The following is a 26,629-nucleotide window of genomic DNA, read 5'->3' as shown; positions in this document are numbered from 1 at the left end:
TTATTCTCCTTCTATATCTATGGATAACCCCTCTGAAAGAGGCATAGACTGTTGCAACTCTTCAATAGAATTGGCACCTACAGTCCTTAAAAAGTTATCCGACGTTCCATAAATCACAGGACGTCCTATAGTTTCCTTTCGTCCTAACTCCACAATCATGTCACGGGCCAATAATTGTTTTAGTACTTTTTCACAGTTTACACCGCGAAACTCTTCTACTTCACCTTTTGTGATAGGCTGTTTGAAAGCAATTACTGCCAACGTTTCCATGGCTGCTCCAGATAGCTTTTCATCTCTGTGGCGAATTTTGGTAACAAATTCACTGCATTCTTGAGCACTCACCAATTCTATGCCTGATGCACTTTTACGAATCCGAATACCTCGTCGCTCTTGTATCAAACTTTCTTCATAAGCTTTGATAGCTCTTTCAACTTCTGGTACATAGACTTCAAAAATATCTGCTAATGTATCTACTGTTAAAGGGGTAGCCGCTGCAAATAAAACGGCTTCTAACTGCTGAAATTCAATGCTACTCACAGGGCCTCTCCTTCTTCTATACCTTCTACAATCACACTATATACATCGTGATTGCCCACAATAATCCGCAACAGTTGACGTTTCATCAACTCTAGTAACGCCAAAAATGTAACCACGCTTTCTTCCTTTGTTTGTGCCTTTGCAAACAAATTGACACAGGGCACTTGTTGCTGTCTCGTCGCTAGTAATACATCTTCAATTCCTCGGTCTAATGTATATTCTTCTCGTTCCATCATGACTTTAGGGGCTTCTACCTCAGGACGATGATACCTTTCTTGCACTTTCTGAAAGCACGCCACTAGAGCATCCCACTCCACAGTGCAAACAAGATCTAATCCCACTTGGCTAAGTTCTTCTGGTCTATTGAATACATAGGAACCATCGGATACACGTTCTTCTAAGAGACCCGTCAATTCTTTGATACGTTTGAACTCCACCAATCGATTCACCAACTCATCTCGTGGATCTTCTGTATCACTTTCATCCTTATGATTGACTTTAGGCAACAAAAGGCGTGACTTAATCTGCAACAAAGTAGCTGCCATCACTAAAAACTCACTACTATAGGCAATATCGAATTGATTCCAAGTTTTCAGAATGTCCATATATTGTGAAGTGATATGCACAATAGGAATATCGTATATATCAATCTGATTCTTTTCAATCAAATGCAACAAAAGATCCAAAGGGCCTTCAAAAATATCCAGTTTAAAATCGTAGGTATTCATGAAAACTCCTTTCTACCAAAAATAAAGGTATGGCTTTCACCACACCTTGTATGAAAAAATTGCATTTCCTATTAGAAACAGTTAGAATAATACATAGACATACCAACGTATGTATCTATATGTATTATAAATGAAATAGGCAAAAATTGCTACACCCAGAAAGAGAGGCGACACTATGCATCGTCAAAGATGGAAACAGCTAGGACTGTATACCATCGTGTCCACTATCATCGCAGTGGCACTATTTTATATCTACGAACCTATAACCTTAGGGTTTGACATAGAAGATGTACTTACCTTATTCGTTCCTACTATTGTAGGTCTAACCGTCTTACAATCGATTATTCGTAGTTCCTTTACAAAAGGGTATCTTATCGGTCATGGTATCGTGGGTATCAGTTGGGCATTAACATTTCCCCTCTTATTCCATTGGTCCTATGAAAAACCATTTTACTTCTATGAATTTGCCAACGACTATCTCTTCGGTCTCGTTCTCTTCTGTGGCCTTAGTGTTACACACTATTGGTTACTACAATGGGGAAAAGCAAAACGAATTTGGGCTAGTCTATATAGCCTTCTTGATGTAGTATTACTTCTCATTCCAGCAGGTCAAATCGGATACTATCTATCCACTTGGCATTGCATTACGCCTGCAACTATGATGGCTTTATACCAAACAAACCCTGAGGAAGCCTTAGGCTTTGTCAAAAACATCATCGGCGTAGGTGGCATTGGAGGAGCTATCGTTGGCATCGCTATCATTCTTGGTCTTTTCTACTTCGCCAATGTGAAAGCTCAAATAAATGATGAGCCTACTACATTTATTTCCTCTTTCTTTCAGCGCTATCAAAATGATATGAAGTGGATAGTGTCCATTGCACTCATTGTATATGGTGGATATTATTTGTTCCCTCGTACCGATATCGTCAGCAACTGGTTAGAAGTAAGAGCTTATATGAAAGAATTGCAATCTTATAACGATAAGCATGTGAGTGTCTTCAACAATTTACAATTAAGCACTACAGAAACAGCGGCACAAAAAACACCGGGTACTGTCATCTTAGTCATCGGAGAATCTTCTTCTAGAGATTACATGAAAATGTACACACCAGACTTCCCTTATGATGATACGCCATGGCAAGGTTCCTTGTATCAAAACCCAAACTTCAATGTCTTTAAGCACGCTTACTCTTCCTATGTACAAACAGTACCAACTTTAGAAAGAGCCTTAACAGAGCGTAATCAATATGATGATAAACCATTCTTTGATGCTACGACTATTATCGATGTAGCAAAAAAAGCTGGATATCATACCTCTTGGTTGTCTAACCAAGGTGTATATGGCGAGTATGATACTGCTATCTCCCTTATCGCAAAAGCTAGTGACACCCCTCGATGGGCGCATGAATCCTACGCCTTCTCCGATCAATATGATGGCGCTTTATTACCACTTTTAAAAGACGTACCAAAGAACCAAAATAATTTCATCGTCATTCATATTATGGGTAGCCATATTTACTACAATGATAGATATCCACACGAGTTTAGCAAATGGAAACAAGGTCCAAATCCAGAAGGCATTGAGGCCTATGCTAATAGCCAACTCTATACAGATTGGTTGTTACAAGAAATTTATACCTATGCTAAAGATAACTTAAACTTACAAGCCATGGTCTACTTCTCTGACCACGGAGAAAATATAAAAACATCGCATAATCCAGATATTTTCAACTTTGGAATGACACGGATCCCAATGTGGGTGTACTTATCTCCTACGTATCGTACTGCGTATCCAGAAACGGCAAATACCCTACGCAATCATGAGCAACAATATTTTACTAATGACTTATTGTATGATATGCTAGTGGGCATCATACATGCTCCTTCTGGTAATTACGATGCCACAAGAGATTTCTCTAACAAAGCTTATCGCTTTAATGTGAATAACTTAACTACAATGTTAGGTACACAACCATTATCCTTAGATCCTGAGGCAAAATAAAATGTACAGGCGCAAAACAGGCACCAGCTATTGCAGTTGGTGCCTGTTTTATGTCTATTGTATGCACAAAAAATACTGAGGACACTCGTTAGGAGCATCCCCAATACTATCATCATCATTATTTCACTCTGTAGAAGACTCCTCGAGAATCTCTTTCTACTGGCTGAACCTGGTCATAAATACTTGTTTCTTTAAAATACGTTGTGTATTTATTGGGCACATAAATTAAAGCCCGAGATAGTTTCTCTCTATCTTTTGCCAATTCAGTAGGTTTTACCATAGGCATAATATTCTTCCCATCTTCCCAAACACTTTCATGTTCTTTGTAATGAATATAGGAAGTCGTCCGCCCTAGATAATAGGACAAAGACGTGCGATAATTGCCATATTGATACACATCTAGTGGCGTAGCCCCCTCCAATGCCATCACTTCATTAGCTAATACTTTTCCAGATTGGTCTTCCATAATTGGTACTAAATTAGGAACTAACGCTAAATAGAATACGATAGCACTAGTTGCCATACTACACACTAAGACATGCCCTGTTCGTTTACTAGCGGCATAGATACAACTCACCACTGTTACCGCTAAACTTATCCAAAGATACGCACTATGTGACAAAGACATGCTCAATCCCGCTATGACTAATCCTAGTAAAAATGGAACTCCACCCAGCGCATATAGGATAAACACCTTCCAGGTCATCTTACGTTCTTTGTATCCTTCTATACAAGCATGAATGCCCATGCCTGCCCATAATGCCAACGGAATCAGCATAATGAATGTGTACGTAATATATTTAGTGGCCATACACGTATAGAACAGAACCGTGCCTACAAGCCAGAAAATAGACCAATACCAAATATAGGCATGTTTCTGTTCATTAATACCACGAACCACAAAACTAGTCCATGGCATCATGCAGATTGGTAACAAAGCAAAATACAAATACCACCAATTATGTTCAGGATGCTCTGGTACTGTGGCTCTCGTCACATTATGGAGCCCTAAAAAACCATGTATAAAAGCATCACCATGAACATGGTACATATAGCCATACCAAGGTGCTACGACTAAAATAAAGGCAAGGATACCTTTCCAAGAAAAAACATATTTGAACCAATCCATACGGCGATTCAAGGCCACGTAAAGAATTAAAATAATCCCTGGCAACACAATTCCTACAGGACCTTTGGTAAGCACCGCTAATCCAGCAAAAATATACGCATAGATCATATGGCGATGACTTTCACCAGTGATACCTCGGTAAACATAATAAAAAATACCCATGGAAAAGAGAAATAAATATCCATCCGTTACGACAGCGTGACCGATGTACCAGAATTCTAACGCCGTTCCTAGGGCAATGGCACTCCACATGGCAACTCGTTCTATTTGATATATACTGAAAGCCATCCGATACATCGCTAATACTGTACAAGTAGAAACGACAATGGATGGCAATCGAGCAGCCAAATCAGAGATACCAAACAAAGAGTAGGACAGTATAAGCCCCCAATATGCCATAATTGGTTTATCATACCAATACATGTCATAAATCATAGGAGACAAAAACTCTCCATGTTTCATCATGGTCACGGCAGACAAAGCATAGTTTGATTCCACTGTATCCGTCACAGGCAATGCCCATGCCATAAACAGGTAGAACAAGAATGTTCCCATCCCTAGCCATACAAACCGTCTCCATGAAAATGTTTGTTCCATAGCAATACAACCTCTGTATTCAGATTTAAAAAAATAGTTTTCCCAACAAGCGCATCACTAACCAAGCTAGGATAATCACAAAGGCACCAGCAATGATAAATTTAGCTAACGTGAATAGCACTAAAATCACCACTGCTGCCCCTACTGCTAAGCCTGCTTTCCACTTCCAATTAAGGGCATTCCACAAGAATACCTTCATATTAGGAATAGTTTGAAAACCCTGTTGTTCCTGTTGAGAAGATTGGTGATGAGGAGCGTCATATGTACGCCCCTCTTCATCAATAGTTGTTCCGTCAAAATCACGTACTTCTTCTTCTGAAAGAACGCGTGTTCCTTCTTCATACTTTTGTTCTTGACTCATAGTAACTCCTATAGAGCTTGTAAATGTTTTTCCAACAATTCATTCACGACGCCAGGATTTGCTTTACCCTTGGAGGCACGCATCACTTGGCCTACCAAGAATCCGATAGCTTTACCTTTACCAGATTTGAAATCTTCCACAGATTTAGGATTATCTGCAATGACTTGTTTTACAATTTCTTCAATAGCTCCTGTATCGGTAATTTGAACTAAGCCTTCTTCTTCTACGATTTTATCTGGGTTTTTACCAGTTTCAAACATTTTTACAATGACTTGTTTGGCAATTTTACCAGAAATTGTACCTTTTTCAATTAGGCTAATCATTGCAGCTAATTGATCTGGCTGTACCTTGCTGTCTGCATAGGAAATACCAGTATCATTCACAAGTTTTGCTAAATCACCAATGATCCAGTTAGATGCTGTTTTTGCATCAGCTCCAGCCTCTACGACAGCATCGAAATAGTCCGCTGTGGCACGTTGACTTGTCAATGTGCGAGCATCTTCACTGGACAATCCATAGGATTCCATAAAGCGTTGTTGTTTCGCTTCTGGTAACTCTGGTAAGGATTGACGAATCTCTTCTACATAGTTAGGGTCCACTACGATAGGTACCAAATCTGGCTCTGGGAAGAAACGGTAGTCATTTTCTTTCTCTTTTTTACGCATAGAAAGAGTAATCCCTTTGCTATCGTCCCAAGTACGAGTTTCTTGTACGATGGCTTCTCCATCTTCCAATGCTTCCGCTTGACGAAGTGCTTCGTATTCGATACCTTTTTGGATTCCTGTTAAGGAGTTCATATTTTTGATTTCAGTTTTTGTACCTAACTTCATTTCCCCTACAGGGCGGATAGAAATGTTCGCATCACAACGCAAGCTACCTTCTTCCATACGTCCATCGGAAACGCCTAAGTATTGTACAATGGCACGAATTTTATCCACATATTGGCGTGCTTCTTCACCAGAACGAAGATCTGGTTCAGATACGATTTCCAATAATGGTACACCTGTACGGTTGTAGTCGACATTAGAGCTATCAGAGCTAGAAATAGTAGCACCACTATGCACTAATTTACCAGCATCTTCTTCCATATGGATACGATTAATACGAATACGACGAGTTTCGCCATTCACTTCTACATCAAGATGACCATTCACGCAGATAGGCAAATCAAATTGAGATGTTTGCCAGTTTTTAGGCAAATCTGGATAATAATAGTTTTTACGGTCAAATTTATTAAATAGTACAATTTCACAATTCAATGCCAAACCAACTTTAATAGCATATTCCAATACTTTTTGGTTAAACACAGGCATAGTTCCTGGCAAACCTAAGCAAGTTGGGCATACATGTGTATTGTGGTCGCCCCCGAAGGCCGTTGTACAGGAGCAGAATATTTTTGAATTTGTTTTCAGTTCAGTATGAACTTCAAGGCCTACGACTGTTTCATATTTCATAGTTTCAATTCTCCCATAGTTGGCAATTTTGTAAATTCAGGACATTCTTGTTCAAAGCTATACGCAGCTTGTAACAATGTACTTTCACCCATAGCTGGCGCCAATAATTGCATACCGATAGGCATACCATTAGAGCCAAATCCAGCTGGAATACTGATACCTGGGATACCAGCCAAGTTAACTGGCACTGTACATACGTCTTCTAAATACATTGTCAAAGGATCATTAATTTTTTCACCAAATTTAAAAGCTGTATTCGGAGCTGTTGGTGTTAATAATACATCGCATTCTTGGAACGCTGCATCAAACTCATTTTTAATCAAACGACGAGCTTTTAAGGCTTTTAAATAGTACGCATCATAATAGCCAGAGCTCAATACATAGGTACCTAACAAGATCCGACGTTGCACTTCTTCGCCAAAGCCTTGGGTACGAGTTTTTGTAGACATTTCTACTAAATTGTCAGCTGGCACTCGAAGACCATAGCTAACTCCATCATAACGAGCTAAGTTAGAACTAGCTTCTGCTAAGGCGATGATATAGTATGCAGACAAGGCATATTTTGTAGTTGGCAAGGAAATATCCACAATAGTGGCACCCATATTGCGATAGGTTTCAATAGCTTTCTCCAAAGCTGCACGCACCTCAGGATGTAAGCCTTCACCAAAATATTCTTTTGGAACACCAATACGTAATCCTTTTACATCTTTCACAAGAGCTTTTGTATAATCTACACGATCCCCTGGGATGGATGTAGAATCGTGGAAATCATGCCCAGTAATGGCATTTAGCACGATGGCTGCATCACGTACATCTCTCGTTACAGGTCCAATTTGGTCCAAAGAAGATGCATAGGCAATCAAGCCATAGCGAGATACATTACCGTAAGTTGGTTTCAAACCAACCACGCCACAATAGGATGCTGGTTGACGAATGGATCCACCTGTATCGGAACCCAATGCCCAAATAGCGCTACCGCTGGCAACAGCTGCTGCACTACCACCGGAAGAACCGCCTGGTACGTAGTCTGGATTCCATGGATTTGTGGTTTTGCCTAAAGCAGAGTTCTCTGTGGAGCTACCCATAGCAAACTCATCCATATTTAATTTACCCAAAATAACAGCATCTTGAGATTCTAATTTTTCGATAACAGTAGCATTGTACGGAGGCACAAAGTTTTCCAACATGTGGGATCCACAAGTAGTGGCCACACCTTTCGTGCAAATATTATCTTTAATCGCTCCAGGAATCCCTGCTAATGGAGAAATAGTTTCTCCTTTTGCAATTTTAGCATCCACAGCCTCAGCTTGTGCTAATGCCGCTTCGTGAGAGTCTGATAAGTACGCATGTACTGTAGGCTCTACATTGTCTTTATGTGCCAATACAGCTTTCGTAAGCTCTACGGCAGAAATTTCTTTATTTACTAATTTTTGATGTAATTCAAAAAGAGTCATGTATCTTCTCCTAGTTTTGTACAACACGAGGTACTCTGAAATACCCATTCTCTTCTTCTGGTGCATTTTGCAATGCTTCTTCTCGTGGCAATGATGGTTTCATTTCATCAGGACGATATACATTTTGTAATGGCACTGCATGAGCCATTGGCTCTACATCTGTTAAATCTAATTCTTCTAATTCCTCAACATAAGTAAGGATATTACTTAAGGCTTTTTCAGCAGCCTCTAAATCTTTAATTTCTAATCGGGATAATAAGGCAATATTCTTAATTTCCTCTTGACTAATTTTCATAGACACACATCCTTTCAATTTATATATTATACCATACTCTCCTGGGAAAAAGAAAAATACCAATATACAAAAGGCCTGCTTTCCTATGCATATTGGTATTTAATCATCTATTCATAATGTAAAGCATCAATAGGATTTAACTTAGCCGCTTTTCTAGCTGGATACAAACCAAATACAAGACCTATAGACATAGAGAATCCAAAGGATAATAAAATAGGACCTGTGGTCACTACAGTTTTTAGCTTAGCAACGGTAGCAATCAGCTGTGAAGCACCAATTCCTACTACAATACCGATAGCACCGCCTACGAGAGAAATAACGACAGCTTCAATTAAAAACTGTGTAATAATCGTTCGATACGTAGCACCTAAAGCTTTACGAACACCAATTTCTCGAGTCCGTTCCGTTACAGATACGAGCATAATGTTCATAATACCAATACCACCAACTAATAAGGAAATCGCTGCCACAGCTCCTAGGAATAAAGTCATTGTGGCTGTATTTTCTTCTACCGCCTTCATAATGGACGCCATATTATTCACATTAAAATCATCGAGGTCTGGATTTTTGATACCATGACGGACACGTAAAATATTTTCTATATCTGCTTGGACACGCTCTAAATCCTGACCTTCTTTCGCTTGAATGTAGATCATACGCAAATAATCAACACCCATCACTCGTTCCATCATGGTCGTATAAGGTACTACAATGACATCATCTTGATCATTGCCCATAGCACCAGAACCTTTTTCATCAAGAACGCCTACAATTTTAAAGGAATTTTTATGAATCCGAATGTCCTTGCCAATAGGATCTTCATTACCAAATAAATTTTTTGCCACTGTGGCACCTATAACCGCTACCCGTTCACGGCGTTCAATTTGACTATCTGTAATAAAACGACCTGATTTCATAGTCCAATTATTCACATACTGAAAGTCTGCATTGGCACCATTCACCGTTGTGGTCCAATTCTTGCTCATATACACTGTCAAATACGAGTTAGCTGCTACTGGTGAAGCTGCTTGCACACTATCCATCTTAGAAATAGCTTCATAATCACTCAATTTTATCGTTTTATTAGCACCTGCCACAGGACGTACCCCTGGTGTTCTCGGAGCTCCTGGATAGACCATTAACAGATTACTACCCAAACTCGAAATAGATTCTGTTATTTGTTGACGTACTCCATATCCAATTGATACCAGAGCAATCACAGCTGCGACACCAATGATGATACCTAGCATCGTCAATAATGATCGCATCTTATTGGCAATTAGAGAGGACCAAGCCATTAAAAAGCCTTCTTTATACATGGCTTTCACCTCCTAGCTGCAATCCTTTCATATGTAGATTTATTCTATCTTCCACAATGAGTCCATCTTTTAAGACCACATTGCGACCTGCATATTCAGCAATGTCTGGCTCATGAGTAACCAAAATGATGGTCCGTCCTTCTTGATATAATTCTGTGAAGATATGCATCACATCTAAACTCGCTTTTGAATCAAGGTTACCAGTAGGCTCATCGGCCATGATGATAGCTGGGTCATTGGCCAAGGCCCTGGCAATGGCTACCCGTTGTCGTTGCCCTCCGGATAGTTCTGCTGGCATATGATCCAACCGAGTACCGAGCCCCAACTCTGTCAATAATTGACTCGCCCTAGCTGTGCGCTCTGCTTTGGATACGCCTGCATAGACCATAGGTAATGCTACATTATCTAAAGCTGTTAGCTTCGGCAATAAATTAAAACTTTGGAACACGAACCCAATTCGTTTATTCCGAACATAGGCTAATTCATCGTCACCAAGGTGAGCTACTTCTTCCCCATCTAATCGATAGGAACCACTGGTAGGTCTATCCAAACATCCTAAGATATTCATAAACGTAGATTTACCAGAACCAGACGGTCCCATGATAGAAGTAAACTCCCCTTCATAAATGGACAAATCAATACCATGTAAGACAGGTACCGTCAACTTTCCATTCACATAGGTTTTCGTAATCCCCTCCAAGGTGATAACCGCTTTTTTAGAAGTTTCCATTAGAATGGCCCTCTCTGTTGTTGTTTTTTCGCCGCATTGACATCACCACTGATAATGATTTCATCGCCTTCTTCTACACCAGATATAATTTCAATCGTAGAATCCCCTGTCATTCCTGTTTTTACACTAGTTCTAACAGGTTTTCCATCTTTGATGACATATACAAATTCTCCTACTTTGTCAGAACGTACTGCTGCCAATGGTACTACCAACACATTTTGTCGTTCTTCCCCATGAATCGTAGCACGTGCTGTCATAGATGGGAAGAAATGACTTACATCGCTTGCTGGAATTGCTACACGCACTGTATAGTACACCACGGACGAGCTAGTCGTTCCCATACTACCTTTTGTGCCTAAAGAAATACTTTTAACAGTACCTGTAAAAGTCTGACCTGGATGTGCATCTACTGTAAAATCTACTTTGGCACCTTCTTTTACATTCCCAATATCTGTTTCGTCAACTGTTAGATAGATTTCCAAGTCAGATAAATCCGCAATGGTGGCAATGATCATTTGTGTAGAAATACCTGTAGCAATGGTTTGACCTGCTTTTAAAGGCTCTCCAATAATCGTCCCATCCATAGGTGCTGTAATCGTACTATCTGTTAAATTAGCTGCCACCTGGTCATAACTTGCTTTCGCTTTTTCATAAGCAGCTAAGGCATTGTCATAAGTTTGCTGCGAAATGGCACCTTGCGATACTAGCGTACGATAGCGATCCAAATCTGTAGCTGTTTGATTCAATGTAGCTCTTGCATTATCTACGGAAGCCTGTAGTTGACGAGAATCAATGGTAGCAATCACTTGACCTGCAGTTACATGCTGATTGGCTTTCACCAACACAGATTCTAATTTACCAGGAATATTCGTAGATACATCTACATAACGAACAGGATTAATTGTTCCCGTTGCACTAATAGTAGATGAAATACTACCTTTTCCTACTTTACCCGTTGTATAAGTAGGTGCCTCTTTTATTTGCGCACTACTGTACCATTGCCATCCACCAATAGCTACTACCAAAATAGCTACGATGGCAATCCATAATTTTTTATTTTTCCACATGAAATATCTCCTTTCGTTCATTGATTGTATATAAAATACCACCAACATAGTGTTCCCTTACTCTAATAATCGTAAGCTTGAACATGGCGTATAGACTTTCATCTCCATAAACTGGCTTACATCTGCTGATATAAGTTCTTAATATAAATAGGCTTTAAAAAATAGTATAAAGTGCAATATACCAAGGATAAAAAGAAAAGAAAACTAAGGTTAGTTTTCTTTATCTTATACAATACGATGATGAAACTACTATGAAATTATTGTCCTAATACACGTATTAGTTGGTATAAAGACGTATCTAACGGATACTCACACGTTACAGCTTCCTCATAGGCTATGGCATCAATATGATTACAATGAACGCCTATCAGATGATGGGTATGCCCCTCTAATAAAGCACGTACTCCTGCCTCTCCTAAACGAGCAGCCATTAGTGCATCATAGGCAGACGGTGAGCCACCACGTTGTAAATACCCTAATACAGTAACAGAAGGTGCATAGGATGTATGCTCTTTAATATATTGGGCCACTTCAAAGGCGCTGTACGCGCCTTCTGCCACGATGATAATACTATTCTTTTTACCATTACGAGTCGTATTTTCTAATGATTCTTTTACCTCTTCTAATGTCATTGGCACCTCTGGTGTCAGTACCACCTCAGCACCACATGCAACGCCAGCGTACACAGCAATATGACCTGCATGTCGTCCCATTACTTCTACAATGGCTACACGGTCATGAGCCGTAGAGGTATCACGAATTTTGCTCACTCCATCAATGATGGTATTAAGCGCTGTATCAAAACCGATTGTATAATCGGTACCATTCATATCTTTATCAATAGTACCTGGAATTGTCACCGTAGGTAGCCCTAACTCAGACAACACTTTGGCACCACACATGGACCCATCACCACCAACAACAACGAGCCCGTCAATACCATGACGCCGTAAATTATCATAACCTCTCTGTTGATGCTCAGGTTCTTTAAACTCAAGACAACGGGAAGATTTTAGAATCGTTCCTCCCTTGTTCACAATATTCCCTACACTGCGTCGAGTCAAAGGAATAAAGTCTTCTTCTAAAACGCCCAAAAAGCCTCGTTGTATTCCTACTACATCGAGGCCTTCATATATTGCACTTCTTGTAATGGAACGAATGACTGCATTCATTCCTGGTGCATCTCCACCACTTGTCAAAATAGCTATACGTTTCATATTATTCACCTTGGTGTACTTTTCGCCGCTTAAAATATATGCCCTTAGACTTTATAGATCCGTCAATACTTGTCACCAGTTCATCGGTATGGCTGTATGTGGTATCTAACACATGGTCACATTTCCGATACAATGGTTTCCACCTACGCATCATCCATGCTACATACCCAGATACATCATCATAATTCATAGTTGGTCGTTTACCAATCCAACGATTCACACGATTGACAATCCGATAGTGTGAGGCACGTATGCCCACAATAAAGGAATACTTTTGCATATATCGTAGTGTACGCATATCCACTGGGAAATTTCCACCTACGGAAATCACCGCTTCATGATACATGGCCACCTTTTTAATCACTTCAAATTCTGCACGACGAAATGCCTTTTCACCAATTGTCTTAAAAATATCAGCAATAGGCATATTATATCGTTTCTCTAAGATTCGATCCGTGTCAACAAATTGCCAGCCTTTGGCATCCGCTAAATTTCGACCTAAGTGACTTTTTCCGCTCCCCATCGAACCAATGAGGATAATGTTTCTCTTGATAGTCGTTTTCATGTTGTATAATATCTCATTCTTCCATCTAGTAGTAAATTTTAATTTTATTTTACTATACTCGACTTACTTTGACAAACCATTAAGGCTATTTTTTAGTATTTTCATGAATCTTACATTGTAATGTAGTCACACCTTGTGCGTGAGTTATTTTTTCCATCCTAAAACGCAAGGTAGGGTGTACCTTTTGCATCCCCACCAACCACTGCACCATATCTATGGTAGACCCCTGCACTACCACATCTAGGACTTCCTCTTCTTTGTGCGTGCTGACCACCACTAAAGGCGTATCTCCTACAGAGGACAACACCAAATGATACAAACCTTCTAGATCTAACATGTTGTCATCTAGTTGTTTGACAAATTGATAACTTTCACTGTTTAAAAATGTTGTTTCCGCCTCCTGTGAAAGTATTTCTTCATCAATCTCTGCGGAAATACGCGCTCTTTCTCCTTGAAAGTACACAGTCATGCCGATGCCCAAAACTACTACACAACTGTATACACTAGTGACTAGGAGCAGACTTCTTTTGGGAGTGGGCAGGGCTTTCCACAGTGCCTGTAATACGACTACGGTATAGTGTAGTTCCGGATTCTTTTTCCACCACTTCATCATAGTGACGGTGACCTCCTAATCGACCTAACACCGAACTAAACTGATGTAATTCATTTTCATTAGTCCCTCTAGCTTCCACATACCATTGATTCGTGGTAGACCACTCGACCAATTGGATATGATAGGTGTTCGATGCATCTAATAAGTATATACATTCCTTCAACGTTCCCTGCGATGATAGTTCATCTTTTTTATTTTCATGAACTATAGCTTCATACACACTATGAGCCTCTTTAGCATCAATATGGTGTGATGTTACCTCTGTTTGTTTTTCTATTATATCTTGATACTGTATATACGCTTTTGTACCTATCGTCACAGAACCTACTAAAAGAACAATCATTAGAGCCAAGAGGATCCACCATGCTTTTTGATACCGAATATACCAACACATCCACTGTATATCTGGTCCTATAAAATTAACATTCTCTTCATTTTCCATCGACAAGTAACCTAATCGCTAAACCCCATGCCATTTCATGATTTATATTCTGCGGATTGTAACCTTCTCCTTTATCCACTATATGGAGAGGTACCTGATCGATAGTTCCATAGGTTTCTAGGATAGGCTCAAACTCTTTAGTTCTCGTTTCATCAAAACCAACTACAAAAGCTCCCTTTGGATAGGGCACGTTAAATTGTTTGCTATCTTCATAGACTTTCTTACAAGCAGTCAATACTTCGTTTACATCTAATGACACCAAGACATGGGCGGTACAGAATTTATAATTCCACAAGGATACTCGTACCTTATCTTCTTCTGGAGTAATACAAAGCATAGACGATTCTTGACCACGGCTAAACGCAAGCGGTGCTGGCCAATAGTCAATAACACGAAGATCGCCCCCTCCTTGGTGAATTCCTCGCGCCACCTGTTTAACTTGTTTTCGTTCTAAGGCTACGATAAGAATGAACATCAACTCCTCCGTCGTACCTGGTCTAGAGGCAAAATCGATAGCATTAGGAAACTTTTCATTCTGAAAAATTCGTTTTCCCTCACGTTGGGCAAATAAGTATTGATCTATTTTATGCATCATCGGTGTCTCCATGTACACAGATTGTAATGGCGATGTAAAAACACACCCAATGGATATGCCTGTTTCTCCATAATAGTCAAAAAACTCTTTCATATCCGTTCCCATATCACTATGTCTTTTTTGAACGATTATATCTTCTAGCACATTGGTACCTTCAATTTTATAGGCTTTCACCCCCACAATTTCATCCTGTCCAATGGCAATTGCCATCACTGAGTTTGTTTTCATAGTTACCTCCTTATTCTTGTACCCCTTCTATGCATATAGTATCTAGCACATCATCCTTATACATAGTTCTAAAGTATACATCTTGCTTCACATTTGTTTCTGTGCCTGCATCTATACATATGAGCCGTAAACAATACCGTTGCGGATCTCGCTCTTTATATATAATGGCTTCAATTCGTTCCGTATCCGTTTCTTCCAGTACATACTTTGGTGAACCACTACCAGTTATTTCCTTTTGATGCTCTAAAAAGAAGTCTTTGCTTGTGCCCAAGACGATACCTCTCTCTATGCCATATTGACAACGAACAAAACGATATTCATCCATCATACTTTGATAGGTAATCTGCATCGTATGTTGCCAAGCAACCCAAGTACCAATGGTCATGATCGCTATCAGCAAAATCATGTACGATACAAAACCATTTTTCTTTCTCCCTTTCCAGTGGAACATACTAGCTAACCTCTCATGCATTCCTCAATATAACCGTTCTACAATATCTATTTCTAACTACAACTGCTTTCCTCGCCCATTTTTCTTTTGCGCTTTCCAGCACAACATAATAGTTAACCTCGCATACATTACCTAATATAAGTGCTCTACGAGCATCTATTTTTAACTAACTGTTTTTTTGCATATATTTTTACGGCTTCTGACTTAATTCACACCCCTATAGATAGATTATGCATAGTAACATGTATGCTCAGTATTTCTGCTCATATGCGTATTTCTATCTATTATGACAAAGTACCACCTTACTTTGCTGTATGGTGTAATCTCTGAAGATAGGTGGCATACGGCAAAATACCTGTCTGTACATGATATCGGTTCTGTCCACCTTCCATAAGTTGAATGTGATCTCGTCTCCAGTAAGGTCGTACCTCTGAGTACCAATGTAAGTCAACGAGACCATCTGATCGTTCCTGAAAAAATGTAGAACCTTCTGGAAATACATGTATTTTCCCTATCTTAGGACTGATCTCACTTTCCGTAATATCCTGTAATTGTCCATCAGATAGGATAGTCACGAACGCATCTTGATAGACCCGTATCCGCCAATTTGAAGGAGATACTAACCAGGAGCCATCTTCACTGACTCGTGGTTTTTTCTCACTATACCGAAGACGATTCATAATCTGTATGCGACTAAACCTAGCATCTAACAGTAATTCATGACGGTGATGCAACATATGTAGCCACTTCACACTATGTGATGTGATAAGGAAAAAACCTGTTATAATAGTCACTAACAATAGGCTTCCTATTAATGCCTCCACCAGTAGAAAACCTGCAATTCTCTGCTTATCTTTTGTTATCGCTCTATAGCACATCATATATTTCCTTTATTTGACTCCCACTATGTTGTATATTTCACACACGATTATGTAACTCATTGACTAGGTTCCAACAAATAGGTAGTGAACCGATGTATTTCCGCTCCATGCCGATAAGCGATTACCGTCAATACATGTATTCCATCTCGATGTTCTTCCACTATCCTCTGAAAGCTTGTAGTCCCTACACTTGGAGGTTCATCAGACTCAGAATTAGTTCCATTTGCCCAGTTTGATTTTCCCTCTTCCATATACAAAATCATAGCTTGCAAGGTTTTATCCTCTTCCATCAGTTTCCCATATTGCTGGATGCTACTCATCATGAGTACAAATAAAGTAGAGCATAATAGACTCATCACAAACAATGAAGCTAATACATCCATGTAGAGAAATCCCTCTTGTTGTGCTTTCAATATTTTGATTCCTCCCAACGTATACGCCCAGATTGTCGAGCAAATATAAAGGTGCGTTTATAGCGAATCACAGAATCCACTAAGGTAACGGTAAACACTTTCCCTACCCCCTTATGACCTGCAAAGCGCAACACCTGAGATGTACCCGTAAATTCAATATGCATAGAGGGAGGTAACTCTCGATAGACCATAGCACTGGACTCATTAATATATCCATATCTAGTTCCATCTAATACTATACGATTACCACCACTAATACGCTGTAAATTCCCATACAAGGTAGCTATTTGCATACGCTTGATATGGGCAAATAAAATACGTCCTTCCCGATCAAATTGGTGGTACTTTCGTTGCGCTCCATTATGTAATAACAACACCATACCGATAATAAGAGAACAAATCGTCATATACAGCAAGATTTCCACTAACAACGAGCCACCTTCTGAGTTCCTAGGTACTTTCATCATAACCACCTCTCAAAAGGATAGATGAAGAGTAGCATCGTTGCCATACTGAAAGAAGGACCAAAGGGAATATAGGCATGATTCGGAGATGTAACACGACACACACAACTGTACAAGATGCCAATGAGAGAGGAAAGGCCGCATAATGCCAAGCATTCCACCGATGTGAGCCAACAACTAATGGCCATCAACCATTTGATGTCACCTAGTCCCACACCACCATGACTAAACCACCGCAATGACCACCACAATCCGCCCATACAGAGGGCATTGACTACTATCATTAGTACATCACCATTACCTATCCACTGGTAAACAAATCCACATATACAAATTAGAATCGCTCCCTCATCGGGAAGAATGTAATATAGCTTATCGATGGTTGATCCCCAAAAGAGCGTTACCTCCAGCATATAAAGAAGTCCCAGTTCATAGATATTGGTAATGTATCCAATTTGATAGGCATAGCAAAGCCCTACTGTCCCTATGATATGAGCAAAGATGGACATAAGGCACCACATACTATGTGTTTTCATGTAGGTCCAAGAAACAATGAGATAGAGGCTTGCAACTCCTGTGACACCAGCAATACCTCCTAGCACATACTCCATATTTCCCTCTTCCTTCTACTAATTACTTGTCCGCATCAGGTGCTGTGACAGCAATATGTTTACCTTTACCACCTTCATTTTGTACACTAGTAATTGTGTACTCTCCCCCTTTAGGAGTTTTCACATGTTCTGTCAAATACCCTTCTTTGTATAATGTATCTACAGTCGGTACTGTATCGGTAGATTGTTCCATCATATACAGCTGTGCTGCGTTGGAAATGGTTGTCACATCTGATTTAATTTTCGCTTCCTTCGCCTTGTTTGAGGCATTTAAAAACTGTGGCATTGCCAAGGATGCTAAAATAGCAATGACAGCCACAACCACCATCAATTCTACTAATGTAAATCCATCTTGTTGCTTCCGTTGCCGTAAGGACAAACGTTGTCGAAATGCTTCCATACTTCCTCCTATTGAATAGCTGAAATTGAATTAAACATCGGTAACATTACTGCTACCACAAGTAAGGCGATCATACCGCCCATAATACTGAGCATAATAGGTTCTAATAATTGTTCTCCTCGTTTTACGGTCCGTTCCAATATGCCTTTATAATACACATGTCCTTGGCCTAACATACTTTCTAGGTCCCCCGTTTCTTCTCCAATACGAAGCAAATCCCATACAAAAGAAGTTCCTAATTGCACCTCTTCTAATGAATCCGTAAATCCATGCCCTTGAGAGATACGTATTTTCACCTCTCTTTGCAAGGTGCTTGCCCAACGGTTGCCCCACAACGATTCCGTCATGCCCAATAGCTGTAACAAGGGTATACCACTTTGTAAAAGTAGCTTCCAAATCTGACACATCCGTACCATCGTATACGCCATAAGCCATTCTCTTCGTGCCATATATAGCCAAACCTTACGATGCACACTGAACTTCACAGAGTCTCGTTGGTACGATTTCCACAAAACAATCCCCAATACTAGTAAAGCAACCAAGAGATACACTCCTTTTTGTTGTAACCATGTACCTCCTGCAAAAAGGGCTGCTGTAATCGGTGGCAATTCGATTTGCATGCTCTCAAAGACAGATTTAAATTGCGGTAAAATAAAACCCACTGCAACACCTACAAATACTATCATAAGTACCACCAAAAATGATGGGTATGTAATGGCTGATACTAATTGTTGGCGCAATCGGTGCTCCTCTTCGTACATGCTTTGAATCATCCCTAAGGACTCCACTAAAGTCCCTGATGCTTCACCCGCTTCCAGTATAGTTGTAACAATGACAGGGCAATGGTACTTAGCTAAACTTTTTGACAATGCCATACCACGTCCTACATCTTCATGAATATCTTCATAGGGGATAGTAGATCCTTTCGTATTGGTCATCATATCTAAGGCTTTTCGTAACGATATACCTGCACCCAACAACATATGCAATCGATAGGCAAAGTGAATCATATGAGCTGTTTTCCATTGTTTCTTTTTTTCCTTCCCCACAACACATTCCAAGTGAATCGGCGTTATGGATTGATAGGCTAGCTTTGCCTGCACTTCTTCTTCTGAATCACCCCATACTTTGCCTGACACTATTTTTTTGTCCGTCGAAAATCCTTCATAGGTATACCAACTCATAGATGTTCTCCACTAATTTACCTGTAATACAGACTCTAATACTGGCGATGAACCATAGATAGCCCGCAACTCAGCGACTGCCATTTCCAATGTTTTCATCGGTCTTTGCGTTTCTTGTAAAGATACAATTTGCGGTTCCTTTCGTTGTCGTATCAAATTTGCCACTGCTGGGGTATTAATCAAAATGTCTCGTACGGGGATAAATCTATCTTCTATGACAACCAATCGTTGGCAAATGACGGCGCGCAATATCTGTGAAAGCTGCGTCCGCACTTCCTCTTGTTGGTGTGCTGGAAACATGGAAATCATCCGATTAATGGACATAGTAGCACGTTGCGTATGTAAAGTAGCAAATACGAGATGCCCCGTTTCCGCCGCATGTAATGCTGCTTCCAAGGTTTCCCTATCCCGTACCTCACCGATTAAAATCACATCTGGATCTTCTCGCAACGCATCTCGGATACCGTCCGCCATATGATGAAAGTGTGTATGCAATTCCCGTTGATGTATCAAGGACAGTTGATGGTCTAAGACATATTCAATGGGATCTTCTAACGTAATAATATGACGGCGCATACTTTCATTAATATGCATTAAACAAGACGTAAGGGTATACGATTTTCCTGAACCAGTGGCACCAGCTATGATGACTAGCCCCTCTTTGAAAGAAGAAATACGGCGCAATAAATTGCCCTCTTCCGATGTATCGAGGCCCGTTTTAGGTGGATACAAAATACGCAAGGTACCGCCCCAACCAGAACGCCAACGGAATAGATGTACCCGAATACGTAAGCCTTCAAAGGTCATGGCTCCATCATAGGACATCATAGTATCCGATATGGTAGGTACTTGGTCGGTTAGGAACGTTATCATATCTTCATCAGATAATTGGTATTCCGTAGGCACCACGTCCATACCTGAGCGCCAAAAGACTGTCCCACTTTGTACATGAATGTCTGTAGCTCCGTGCTCTATAGCTTCATGCAATACCTGTGACCAAATCATAGTACTACCCCCACTCGACGAACTTCCTCTTCCGTAGTCAACCCTTGCTCGATGGCTTGACGTGCGGAGTTTTCCAAAGAACAAAGCAAGTATGAATTTAACTCTTCCCAATGACAATCATGACTAGGAATGGCTAGTAACTCATACAATCCACATCGACCACGATACGCTCCATCTACTAGAGTTCGCACCAAGCGTTGCGAAATAACACCTGTCAAAGTAGCACGCACGAGATAGTCTTCTACCCCCATATCCACCAATCGTTCCACCACGCCTATGGCATGGTTCGTATGAATCGTGGATAGCACACGGTGCCCCGTTAACGCCGCCTGTACCGCTAGTTGCGCCGTTTCTTGGTCACGAATTTCACCGACCACGATGGTATCTGGGTCATGTCGTAAAATCGCACGTAATCCCTTACTGAAAGTCATACCAATCTGTGGCTGTACACCAATTTGAACGGCTTTTTCTACGATACGTTCCACTGGATGCTCCAATGTAATGATTTGTTCCTCTTCTCCATTGAGTTCTTGCAATAATGCATACAAGGTAGAACTTTTACCAGACCCTGTGGGCCCACACACAAGCAGTAACCCATGTGGGCGTGCCAATAACCTGCGCACCTCTGCACTGATATCCACGGGCATTCCCAGCTCTTCTAAGGATTTTATCTGCTCATCATGCCAAAAGAGACGACATACAAGACTTTCACCATACACGGACGGCAAGGAAGACATGCGTATCGTTCCTGAGTGATTTTCATGAGTCCACATATAACGCCCATCTTGAGGCAATCTTTTCTCACTAATATCTAAAGACCCTAACACTTTCAAACGATTCATGACTTGCTCACCTTCTGGCATGGGAATCCGAGCTATCTCTTGCAGACGACCATCCAAGCGGAATCGTACTTGCACCTCTTTTTCTGATGTATCAAAATGCATATCACTGGCTCCACTTTCATAGGCACGCTGAAAGAAATGATCCAGTTCAATCTCCACATGGTACATCATTTCACCTCCTTTACTTGCGTACTTAGGATTTCTCTATGTATCCGCTAAAATCCTTGAAAACACTCCTACCAGTCAACCTTGACTGGTAGTGCTATTTTAGGCGATATGAATCAAATACTCTTGTCATTGACAATTGGTTTAGTCTAAGTTAGTATGTATATATAGAAAAAGTAACCATACTTTTGCGAGAGCCCTATTGAGAGATATGGCTCTTATCTTTTATGGGAATACTACATATTAAACTTTCGAGAATATTGAGCGTAAACTATCAATGATAAAACAAAAAGGGCTGTAACAAAATGTAAATCTACATTTCGTTACAGCCCTTGTGTATTGGCATATTTAGCTAATCTCCTTATCTCAAGATAAGTTCCTAGCGTTTTTTCTGTTTTTTATTAGCATCTCCTTGTTGAAGTAATACTTTTTTCACTTCATCGTGGATGAATTTAGAGTATTCTTTCACACCCGTATCATTCGGATGAATGCCATCATCTCCGAGCCAATCTCGATGTTTCGATGCTAAACTAGCCCAGTCGATGATATGCACATTCGGATGTTCTTTGGCAAGCTTAGTTAAGTACTCATTATTGGCTTCAATCCACTGGATGCCTGGCGCATAATTGTTGATCCAGAAAATCTGACGATTTGATCCTAAATATTCCACCAATGCTTTTGTTTCATCTTCATAATAACCTGTAATAGGTCCATTGGTACCAAGACCAATGAGGACCGCATTGCCTAATTGTTGGTTTGCATCCATTTGTTTTGCAATCCCTAAGCCTGCCCCTACATAGCGTGATACTTTGGCATCAATTTGAATGCCTGCAAAGTCTTGTCGCAATGCGTGAGCAGAACCAAGCATGACGGAATCACCAATAGCTGCCATATGCACCATATCTTGTGGATCACTGACAGTAGAAAGATCGATGACCTTCGCATTCTCTGCAGCTTGAGATTCTGCATTCTTCGCCAATCGTGTTTGTAACTCTGTCACATCTTGTTGCTTCTCTGCTGGTGATGTTGCGAAAGCATACACGCCTAGGACAATGCAAACCGCCCCAACAACAGATACCACTTTCACATAGTAAGAACGGATTACGTCCACAATGGCACGGAAACTATCTTGACGAACACACCAATTCGTAACCACTTCGGACCATAGTGTAAGGCCGATGATAACCGCTACTAAGACTAAGTAGTAGGCAATAGGCGATGCAAAGTACTCCATGAAGCCCATATGTTCAAAGAGGTAAATCATGGGATATTGCCATAAAAACAATCCATAACTATGTTTACCAAACCACGCAAGAAGTGGCATATCTACTATCTTTCCAAGTGGTGTATTAGGACGTTCTACTAACCACACCATGAACCCAAATAAGCAGGTAAAGGCTACCATGCCATAAGTGTAAAGAGAAGGACTTTGCCCATCTACATAGATGTACCCTAACACAGTTGCAATGACTCCTGCCAATAGGAATACACTGCTGAGGATATTTCCTTTCATAGTGCCCAACGGATATAGTTTTTGTTCACTACGGTGCAATCCCAAAAAGGCGCCCAATAGCAAGGCAAATAATCGTGTGTCTGTACCGTAATAGAAACGAGATACGTCCATGCCCTCTGTATATAGTAATGGCATAATGACTGAGGAGCCTAACGCCAATGCTAGCATCCATACAAGGCCAACGGTATAACTCCACTGTTTTTTCAGTGCTGTATAGGTCCAATATAAGAGGGGCCAGATGACAATGTACTGAATTTCTACGCCCATAAACCACATATGGGTGAATGGCGATGTATTCACTAAACGGGTGAAATAATCTGCATTTTGTGCGATTTGCCACCAGTTATTATAGCCTAGCAAAATGGAAATTACTTCTGGGCGTATGCCCGCTAACTTGTCAGGTAACAGCAAATGCCACAGTCCTAGCACCACTGCCACCATCAACACTAAAGGAATGAGAATCCGCTCTGCCCTACGTTGAAAGAATTTTGAAACGCTGTAATTCCCCAACTTCCATTGTTGATTCGTGGTGAAAGCTAATAAATATCCCGACAATAAAAAGAAAAGGGAAACCCCCATGAACCCGCCACTGGCTGCATGGGGAAATAAATGAAACATCGTGACGCCTAGAATGGCTAATCCTTTTAGCCCGTCAAGGCCTTTCACAAACTGACCTGGTTTGACTCCTATAATACGTTTTTTCTGTCTTGAACCGAGCCCTTGATGCGGTTCTTCTAACTCTGGTGGCATACTGTGTCTTCCCTTCTACGTGAATAATATACAATGCATTTTTCGATACGTAATATACATTATAACATAGAGAAAGAGCACTGCGTAGAGTGAAATTGATGAAATTATCCCTTTAATGTTAATTTGTAAATCCGAGATGCATCTACATTCGGATTCTTTCTCATTTCATCATGAGTAGCTACTACACATTCGATAGTAGTAGGGTCTATTTTACGGATGAAAACGTAGCCGTCGTCTATACCTGCATGATCTTCTTCTATAAACAAATTTTCGTAAGAGGCGTCGCTTATAGGCATAGTTCCCAAATGAGCACGAGCCTCTTTTGTATAGTAAATATCCATTTCATCACTATGACAACGTCTAAATTCAGCCCATGTACCATAGGTAACATTTTCACCAATTAAACATTCAAAATTATCTTTTCTACTTTTAATCCCTAATAAGTATGGGAACGGAATCTCACCACTTGCATCTGCCTCATAAGGAATAATATGTACATCACCTGCACCGTCTCGACTACGAATGAGCCCAAAAGCAACACCTGTTTTACCAGTGCGCATTGTTTCAAAATTTTGCATAACTGTCTCCTTTTATCTGAAAGCTCTTATTGTTCTTTATAAAGCATGGTATCAAGAATTTCCCGTTGCTCATCTGTGATTTCTACACCCGAAGCAGTAATAGATTTCACTAGTGCCTCTACATTGAAAGAAACGCCTAATGGTGGATATAAACGAAAAATGTCAGATACATCTTTTTGTAAATATCGAGACATATCTTCTAGTTCTTGTAGGAGACGTATAATTAATTGCTCTTGTAACAATCGAGCTTTACAGGAGTTACCTGCTAGCAGGATATGTAAAGGCCATGTCCATTCACTTTCATTTGCTTTAAAAGCTCGTTTAAAGGTACCCATAAAGTTATCTATACCATCTTTTATATGCTCTGTAATGACACCTTGTAACATAGGTACATTCACCTTAATGGATACAGGTTTCTTTTCTTCGCTAGTATTGTATAAATCTATGACTACATTACTACTACCAAAATCATTACGTAAATCGCCTTTTTCTTCCCAAATTGGACGCAAGAAACTAGCTAATAGTTTTAGATTTAAAAAAGAAACTTGATCTCCATCATTCATATCCTTAACAAGCATTTGGCTACCATCAAATCGTTTACATTTATCATTAGGGATGACAATAGTAATTTTGTTGTCCCTCATGACTTGTTGGTTTTCTTTAAACACTTCATAGGCTAAGATATTGATGATATTTTCACCACCTAATAATGGGTCACCACCATTATTAAATTGCTTAATTTCATAAAAATAATCATTACTATCTGGAATATATTCACTGCCAAAGTCAAAATCTGTGGTACCACCACCAAAGTCAAAGACCCCATAGGTATGTGCTTCAACTTTTTCCTTCTCATCTGGTTCAACACCATAAGCTTTTAACGCACTCAATGCATAGGCAGCAGGTTCACTAGCGCCAGCTTTTACTTTAAAACGTTTCATTGTATTCTCATGGTTTAGAACACGTTCTGGTAAGGACTTACGAAGACCTCGTTCAAAGCTTTCAAGGATACGATTACGAATATCTAAGGCATAATTTACAGGGAATGATAAATAGTATTTTAGACATATACCACGTTGCATATTGTTGATATATAAACCAAGATAGTACGCATATATTTCAATAGGATCGAAATCACCGTCTTTCAATGTAGTATATGGTTTTAATTCTATTTTTCTACCTGTACTATCTTGCAACAATTGACGACGACCTACTGCATTGGCCCATTGTTTTAATTCATTAAATACAGAATAATATACGTCAGTGCTGATATTCTTTTGATAGATTTTTTCTGCTGCATGATGGGACACAGTCATATCTTCCCAGCGTGTGGGTGGTCTACCTTCTTTACTGCGATAATCTTCCATAAATTGTTTGTAGTCAATAATATGTAAAGCCGTTGGGTTTTCATAGTCTTCCATACGTGGTTCTACCCACTGATCTGAGGCACCAATACGTAATAGTGATGATTTACCATCATGATAGACCACTACGGTACTTTTTGTACCAAAGTCGATAGCACAAGTGGCTTTTGTATTCACATCTGCCAGAGGATCTCGAGCTACTAAAGTTTGATCCTTAGGTACAGGAATTAATACATCATCCGCTTCCATTTGACGTTGTAACATTTCATATACATCCCAGTGCCCTTTATTTAAATCTCGTAGCACATCTAATTCATAGGGTTGAATATTAGCACGAGTAGTTTCTACTTCTAATAAAGATTGAATGAGCTTTTCGTAAAAGAACTCCGCTGTATTTCCAGCCATGTTTAAATTTTCTACAACATGCTCATAAGAACTTATTTTATTAATTTTTTTAGAAAATTCAACCTCTATAATTTCCTTTACTAATACTCTTACAATGCTGTTAAATTCAGCATTAACAGCAGATTCATTTAATGCTACTATCTCTTTTAATCGTTCTTCACCCAATTTCCCTGCTTTATACATTTTTTTTAGTCTTGAATTTATGATCTAAGTGCAACTAAAAAAGATTCATAGCTTTCTGATAAAATAGTGTTTGCAAAGACATCTAAA

Annotated in this window: 28 protein-coding genes; 1 reads left to right on the top strand and 27 read right to left on the bottom strand. The window is 39.9% G+C overall.

The window, feature by feature from the left end:
- Positions 1–537, bottom strand: coding sequence for an SMC-Scp complex subunit ScpB (gene scpB, locus EO118_RS02225; RefSeq protein ID WP_127068433.1), 537 nt, complete (start codon positions 535–537; stop codon positions 1–3).
- The gene (locus EO118_RS02220; RefSeq protein WP_127068432.1) at positions 534–1,265 is read right to left on the bottom strand and encodes a ScpA family protein; all 732 of its coding nucleotides are present in this window, start codon (positions 1,263–1,265) and stop codon (positions 534–536) included. The genes scpB and EO118_RS02220 overlap by 4 nt, the downstream gene beginning before the upstream one ends.
- Before the next feature lie 175 nt (positions 1,266–1,440).
- On the opposite strand from EO118_RS02220, the gene EO118_RS02215 reads away from it, so the two are divergent.
- Complete coding sequence (locus EO118_RS02215; protein ID WP_127068431.1) at positions 1,441–3,267, top strand: phosphoethanolamine transferase; 1,827 nt, start codon at positions 1,441–1,443, stop codon at positions 3,265–3,267.
- Between the two features lie 118 nt (positions 3,268–3,385).
- On the opposite strand, the gene EO118_RS02210 is transcribed toward EO118_RS02215, so the two are convergent.
- The 25 genes from EO118_RS02210 to EO118_RS02090 form a co-directional block, all read right to left on the bottom strand.
- Positions 3,386–4,993: a glycosyltransferase family 39 protein gene (locus EO118_RS02210; RefSeq protein WP_127068430.1), complete on the bottom strand. Its 1,608-nt coding sequence runs from the start codon at positions 4,991–4,993 to the stop codon at positions 3,386–3,388.
- Between the two features lie 25 nt (positions 4,994–5,018).
- Complete coding sequence (locus EO118_RS02205; protein ID WP_127068429.1) at positions 5,019–5,354, bottom strand: hypothetical protein; 336 nt, start codon at positions 5,352–5,354, stop codon at positions 5,019–5,021.
- A gap of 8 nt (positions 5,355–5,362) precedes the next feature.
- Positions 5,363–6,808: an Asp-tRNA(Asn)/Glu-tRNA(Gln) amidotransferase subunit GatB gene (gene gatB, locus EO118_RS02200; RefSeq protein WP_127068428.1), complete on the bottom strand. Its 1,446-nt coding sequence runs from the start codon at positions 6,806–6,808 to the stop codon at positions 5,363–5,365.
- A complete protein-coding gene (gene gatA, locus EO118_RS02195) occupies positions 6,805–8,262 on the bottom strand; it encodes an Asp-tRNA(Asn)/Glu-tRNA(Gln) amidotransferase subunit GatA (protein ID WP_127068427.1) in 1,458 nt (485 codons plus the stop codon). The genes gatB and gatA overlap by 4 nt, the downstream gene beginning before the upstream one ends.
- Positions 8,263–8,272: 10 nt before the next feature.
- Positions 8,273–8,557, bottom strand: a complete 285-nt coding sequence (gene gatC, locus EO118_RS02190; protein ID WP_127068426.1) for an Asp-tRNA(Asn)/Glu-tRNA(Gln) amidotransferase subunit GatC — start codon at positions 8,555–8,557, stop codon at positions 8,273–8,275.
- 107 nt (positions 8,558–8,664) lie between these two features.
- Positions 8,665–9,876: an ABC transporter permease gene (locus EO118_RS02185; protein ID WP_127068425.1), complete on the bottom strand. Its 1,212-nt coding sequence runs from the start codon at positions 9,874–9,876 to the stop codon at positions 8,665–8,667.
- Positions 9,869–10,606 (bottom strand): ABC transporter ATP-binding protein, encoded by a 738-nt coding sequence (locus EO118_RS02180; RefSeq protein ID WP_127068424.1) that lies wholly within the window; start codon positions 10,604–10,606, stop codon positions 9,869–9,871. The genes EO118_RS02185 and EO118_RS02180 overlap by 8 nt, the downstream gene beginning before the upstream one ends.
- Entirely contained in the window at positions 10,606–11,673 is a 1,068-nt protein-coding gene (locus EO118_RS02175) for an efflux RND transporter periplasmic adaptor subunit (protein ID WP_127068423.1), read from the bottom strand. Before EO118_RS02175 ends, EO118_RS02180 begins: the two co-directional genes overlap by 1 nt.
- Positions 11,674–11,930: 257 nt before the next feature.
- Positions 11,931–12,890 (bottom strand): 6-phosphofructokinase, encoded by a 960-nt coding sequence (pfkA, locus tag EO118_RS02170; protein ID WP_127068422.1) that lies wholly within the window; start codon positions 12,888–12,890, stop codon positions 11,931–11,933.
- 1 nt (position 12,891) lies between these two features.
- A complete protein-coding gene (locus EO118_RS02165) occupies positions 12,892–13,455 on the bottom strand; it encodes a shikimate kinase (RefSeq protein ID WP_127068421.1) in 564 nt (187 codons plus the stop codon).
- A gap of 85 nt (positions 13,456–13,540) precedes the next feature.
- The gene (locus tag EO118_RS02160; RefSeq protein ID WP_127068420.1) at positions 13,541–13,924 is read right to left on the bottom strand and encodes a hypothetical protein; all 384 of its coding nucleotides are present in this window, start codon (positions 13,922–13,924) and stop codon (positions 13,541–13,543) included.
- Positions 13,925–13,958: 34 nt separating this feature from the next.
- On the bottom strand, positions 13,959–14,510 hold the full coding sequence (locus tag EO118_RS02155; RefSeq protein ID WP_127068419.1) for a hypothetical protein: 552 nt from the start codon (positions 14,508–14,510) through the stop codon (positions 13,959–13,961).
- On the bottom strand, positions 14,500–15,333 hold the full coding sequence (locus EO118_RS02150) for a hypothetical protein (protein ID WP_127068418.1): 834 nt from the start codon (positions 15,331–15,333) through the stop codon (positions 14,500–14,502). The genes EO118_RS02155 and EO118_RS02150 overlap by 11 nt, the downstream gene beginning before the upstream one ends.
- A 10-nt stretch (positions 15,334–15,343) precedes the next feature.
- Positions 15,344–15,784, bottom strand: a complete 441-nt coding sequence (locus EO118_RS02145) for a hypothetical protein (protein ID WP_164723844.1) — start codon at positions 15,782–15,784, stop codon at positions 15,344–15,346.
- Positions 15,785–16,086: 302 nt separating this feature from the next.
- Positions 16,087–16,521 (bottom strand): hypothetical protein, encoded by a 435-nt coding sequence (locus EO118_RS02140; protein ID WP_164723843.1) that lies wholly within the window; start codon positions 16,519–16,521, stop codon positions 16,087–16,089.
- Between the two features lie 200 nt (positions 16,522–16,721).
- Positions 16,722–17,078: a hypothetical protein gene (locus EO118_RS02135; RefSeq protein ID WP_127068415.1), complete on the bottom strand. Its 357-nt coding sequence runs from the start codon at positions 17,076–17,078 to the stop codon at positions 16,722–16,724.
- Positions 17,075–17,545: a hypothetical protein gene (locus EO118_RS02130; RefSeq protein WP_127068414.1), complete on the bottom strand. Its 471-nt coding sequence runs from the start codon at positions 17,543–17,545 to the stop codon at positions 17,075–17,077. The genes EO118_RS02135 and EO118_RS02130 overlap by 4 nt, the downstream gene beginning before the upstream one ends.
- Complete coding sequence (locus EO118_RS02125; RefSeq protein WP_127068413.1) at positions 17,542–18,153, bottom strand: prepilin peptidase; 612 nt, start codon at positions 18,151–18,153, stop codon at positions 17,542–17,544. Before EO118_RS02125 ends, EO118_RS02130 begins: the two co-directional genes overlap by 4 nt.
- A gap of 22 nt (positions 18,154–18,175) precedes the next feature.
- Positions 18,176–18,553: a competence type IV pilus major pilin ComGC gene (locus EO118_RS02120; protein ID WP_127068412.1), complete on the bottom strand. Its 378-nt coding sequence runs from the start codon at positions 18,551–18,553 to the stop codon at positions 18,176–18,178.
- A gap of 8 nt (positions 18,554–18,561) precedes the next feature.
- On the bottom strand, positions 18,562–19,737 hold the full coding sequence (locus tag EO118_RS02115) for a type II secretion system F family protein (protein ID WP_127068411.1): 1,176 nt from the start codon (positions 19,735–19,737) through the stop codon (positions 18,562–18,564).
- A 12-nt stretch (positions 19,738–19,749) separates the two neighbouring features.
- The gene (locus tag EO118_RS02110) at positions 19,750–20,742 is read right to left on the bottom strand and encodes a type IV pilus twitching motility protein PilT (RefSeq protein ID WP_127068410.1); all 993 of its coding nucleotides are present in this window, start codon (positions 20,740–20,742) and stop codon (positions 19,750–19,752) included.
- The gene (locus EO118_RS02105; RefSeq protein WP_127068566.1) at positions 20,739–21,752 is read right to left on the bottom strand and encodes a GspE/PulE family protein; all 1,014 of its coding nucleotides are present in this window, start codon (positions 21,750–21,752) and stop codon (positions 20,739–20,741) included. The genes EO118_RS02110 and EO118_RS02105 overlap by 4 nt, the downstream gene beginning before the upstream one ends.
- 376 nt (positions 21,753–22,128) lie before the next feature.
- Complete coding sequence (locus tag EO118_RS02100; protein WP_127068409.1) at positions 22,129–24,012, bottom strand: acyltransferase family protein; 1,884 nt, start codon at positions 24,010–24,012, stop codon at positions 22,129–22,131.
- Between the two features lie 104 nt (positions 24,013–24,116).
- Positions 24,117–24,590 (bottom strand): hypothetical protein, encoded by a 474-nt coding sequence (locus EO118_RS02095; protein ID WP_127068408.1) that lies wholly within the window; start codon positions 24,588–24,590, stop codon positions 24,117–24,119.
- 26 nt (positions 24,591–24,616) lie between these two features.
- On the bottom strand, positions 24,617–26,542 hold the full coding sequence (locus EO118_RS02090) for a hypothetical protein (RefSeq protein WP_127068407.1): 1,926 nt from the start codon (positions 26,540–26,542) through the stop codon (positions 24,617–24,619).
- Between the last annotated feature and the right edge of the window lie 87 nt (positions 26,543–26,629).

Source organism: Veillonella sp. 3891 (assembly GCF_003992315.1).
In the GTDB taxonomy this organism is placed as follows: Bacteria; Bacillota; Negativicutes; order Veillonellales; family Veillonellaceae; genus F0422.
Note: the sequence above shows the minus strand (reverse complement) of the source record. Positions and strands in the feature narration are given on the sequence as shown.

Excerpts from the sequence above, each read along its gene's own strand:
- EO118_RS02175 (WP_127068423.1), bottom strand. The coding sequence starts at position 11,673 with ATGTGGAAAAATAAAAAATTATGGATTGCCATCGTAGCTATTTTGGTA.
- EO118_RS02110 (WP_127068410.1), bottom strand. The coding sequence starts at position 20,742 with ATGATTTGGTCACAGGTATTGCATGAAGCTATAGAGCACGGAGCTACA.
- EO118_RS02185 (WP_127068425.1), bottom strand. The coding sequence starts at position 9,876 with ATGTATAAAGAAGGCTTTTTAATGGCTTGGTCCTCTCTAATTGCCAAT.
- EO118_RS02125 (WP_127068413.1), bottom strand. The coding sequence starts at position 18,153 with ATGGAGTATGTGCTAGGAGGTATTGCTGGTGTCACAGGAGTTGCAAGC.
- EO118_RS02130 (WP_127068414.1), bottom strand. The coding sequence starts at position 17,545 with ATGATGAAAGTACCTAGGAACTCAGAAGGTGGCTCGTTGTTAGTGGAA.
- pfkA (WP_127068422.1), bottom strand. The coding sequence starts at position 12,890 with ATGAAACGTATAGCTATTTTGACAAGTGGTGGAGATGCACCAGGAATG.
- EO118_RS02215 (WP_127068431.1), top strand. The coding sequence starts at position 1,441 with ATGCATCGTCAAAGATGGAAACAGCTAGGACTGTATACCATCGTGTCC.
- EO118_RS02160 (WP_127068420.1), bottom strand. The coding sequence starts at position 13,924 with ATGACTGTGTACTTTCAAGGAGAAAGAGCGCGTATTTCCGCAGAGATT.
- EO118_RS02120 (WP_127068412.1), bottom strand. The coding sequence starts at position 18,553 with ATGGAAGCATTTCGACAACGTTTGTCCTTACGGCAACGGAAGCAACAA.
- EO118_RS02180 (WP_127068424.1), bottom strand. The coding sequence starts at position 10,606 with ATGGAAACTTCTAAAAAAGCGGTTATCACCTTGGAGGGGATTACGAAA.
- gatB (WP_127068428.1), bottom strand. The coding sequence starts at position 6,808 with ATGAAATATGAAACAGTCGTAGGCCTTGAAGTTCATACTGAACTGAAA.
- EO118_RS02100 (WP_127068409.1), bottom strand. The coding sequence starts at position 24,012 with ATGCCACCAGAGTTAGAAGAACCGCATCAAGGGCTCGGTTCAAGACAG.
- EO118_RS02105 (WP_127068566.1), bottom strand. The coding sequence starts at position 21,752 with ATGTACCATGTGGAGATTGAACTGGATCATTTCTTTCAGCGTGCCTAT.
- EO118_RS02205 (WP_127068429.1), bottom strand. The coding sequence starts at position 5,354 with ATGAGTCAAGAACAAAAGTATGAAGAAGGAACACGCGTTCTTTCAGAA.
- gatA (WP_127068427.1), bottom strand. The coding sequence starts at position 8,262 with ATGACTCTTTTTGAATTACATCAAAAATTAGTAAATAAAGAAATTTCT.
- EO118_RS02095 (WP_127068408.1), bottom strand. The coding sequence starts at position 24,590 with ATGCAAAATTTTGAAACAATGCGCACTGGTAAAACAGGTGTTGCTTTT.
- EO118_RS02150 (WP_127068418.1), bottom strand. The coding sequence starts at position 15,333 with ATGAAAACAAACTCAGTGATGGCAATTGCCATTGGACAGGATGAAATT.
- EO118_RS02210 (WP_127068430.1), bottom strand. The coding sequence starts at position 4,993 with ATGGAACAAACATTTTCATGGAGACGGTTTGTATGGCTAGGGATGGGA.
- EO118_RS02155 (WP_127068419.1), bottom strand. The coding sequence starts at position 14,510 with ATGGAAAATGAAGAGAATGTTAATTTTATAGGACCAGATATACAGTGG.
- EO118_RS02145 (WP_164723844.1), bottom strand. The coding sequence starts at position 15,784 with ATGTTCCACTGGAAAGGGAGAAAGAAAAATGGTTTTGTATCGTACATG.
- gatC (WP_127068426.1), bottom strand. The coding sequence starts at position 8,557 with ATGAAAATTAGTCAAGAGGAAATTAAGAATATTGCCTTATTATCCCGA.
- EO118_RS02165 (WP_127068421.1), bottom strand. The coding sequence starts at position 13,455 with ATGAAAACGACTATCAAGAGAAACATTATCCTCATTGGTTCGATGGGG.
- EO118_RS02090 (WP_127068407.1), bottom strand. The coding sequence starts at position 26,542 with ATGTATAAAGCAGGGAAATTGGGTGAAGAACGATTAAAAGAGATAGTA.
- EO118_RS02140 (WP_164723843.1), bottom strand. The coding sequence starts at position 16,521 with ATGTTGCATCACCGTCATGAATTACTGTTAGATGCTAGGTTTAGTCGC.
- EO118_RS02220 (WP_127068432.1), bottom strand. The coding sequence starts at position 1,265 with ATGAATACCTACGATTTTAAACTGGATATTTTTGAAGGCCCTTTGGAT.
- EO118_RS02115 (WP_127068411.1), bottom strand. The coding sequence starts at position 19,737 with ATGAGTTGGTATACCTATGAAGGATTTTCGACGGACAAAAAAATAGTG.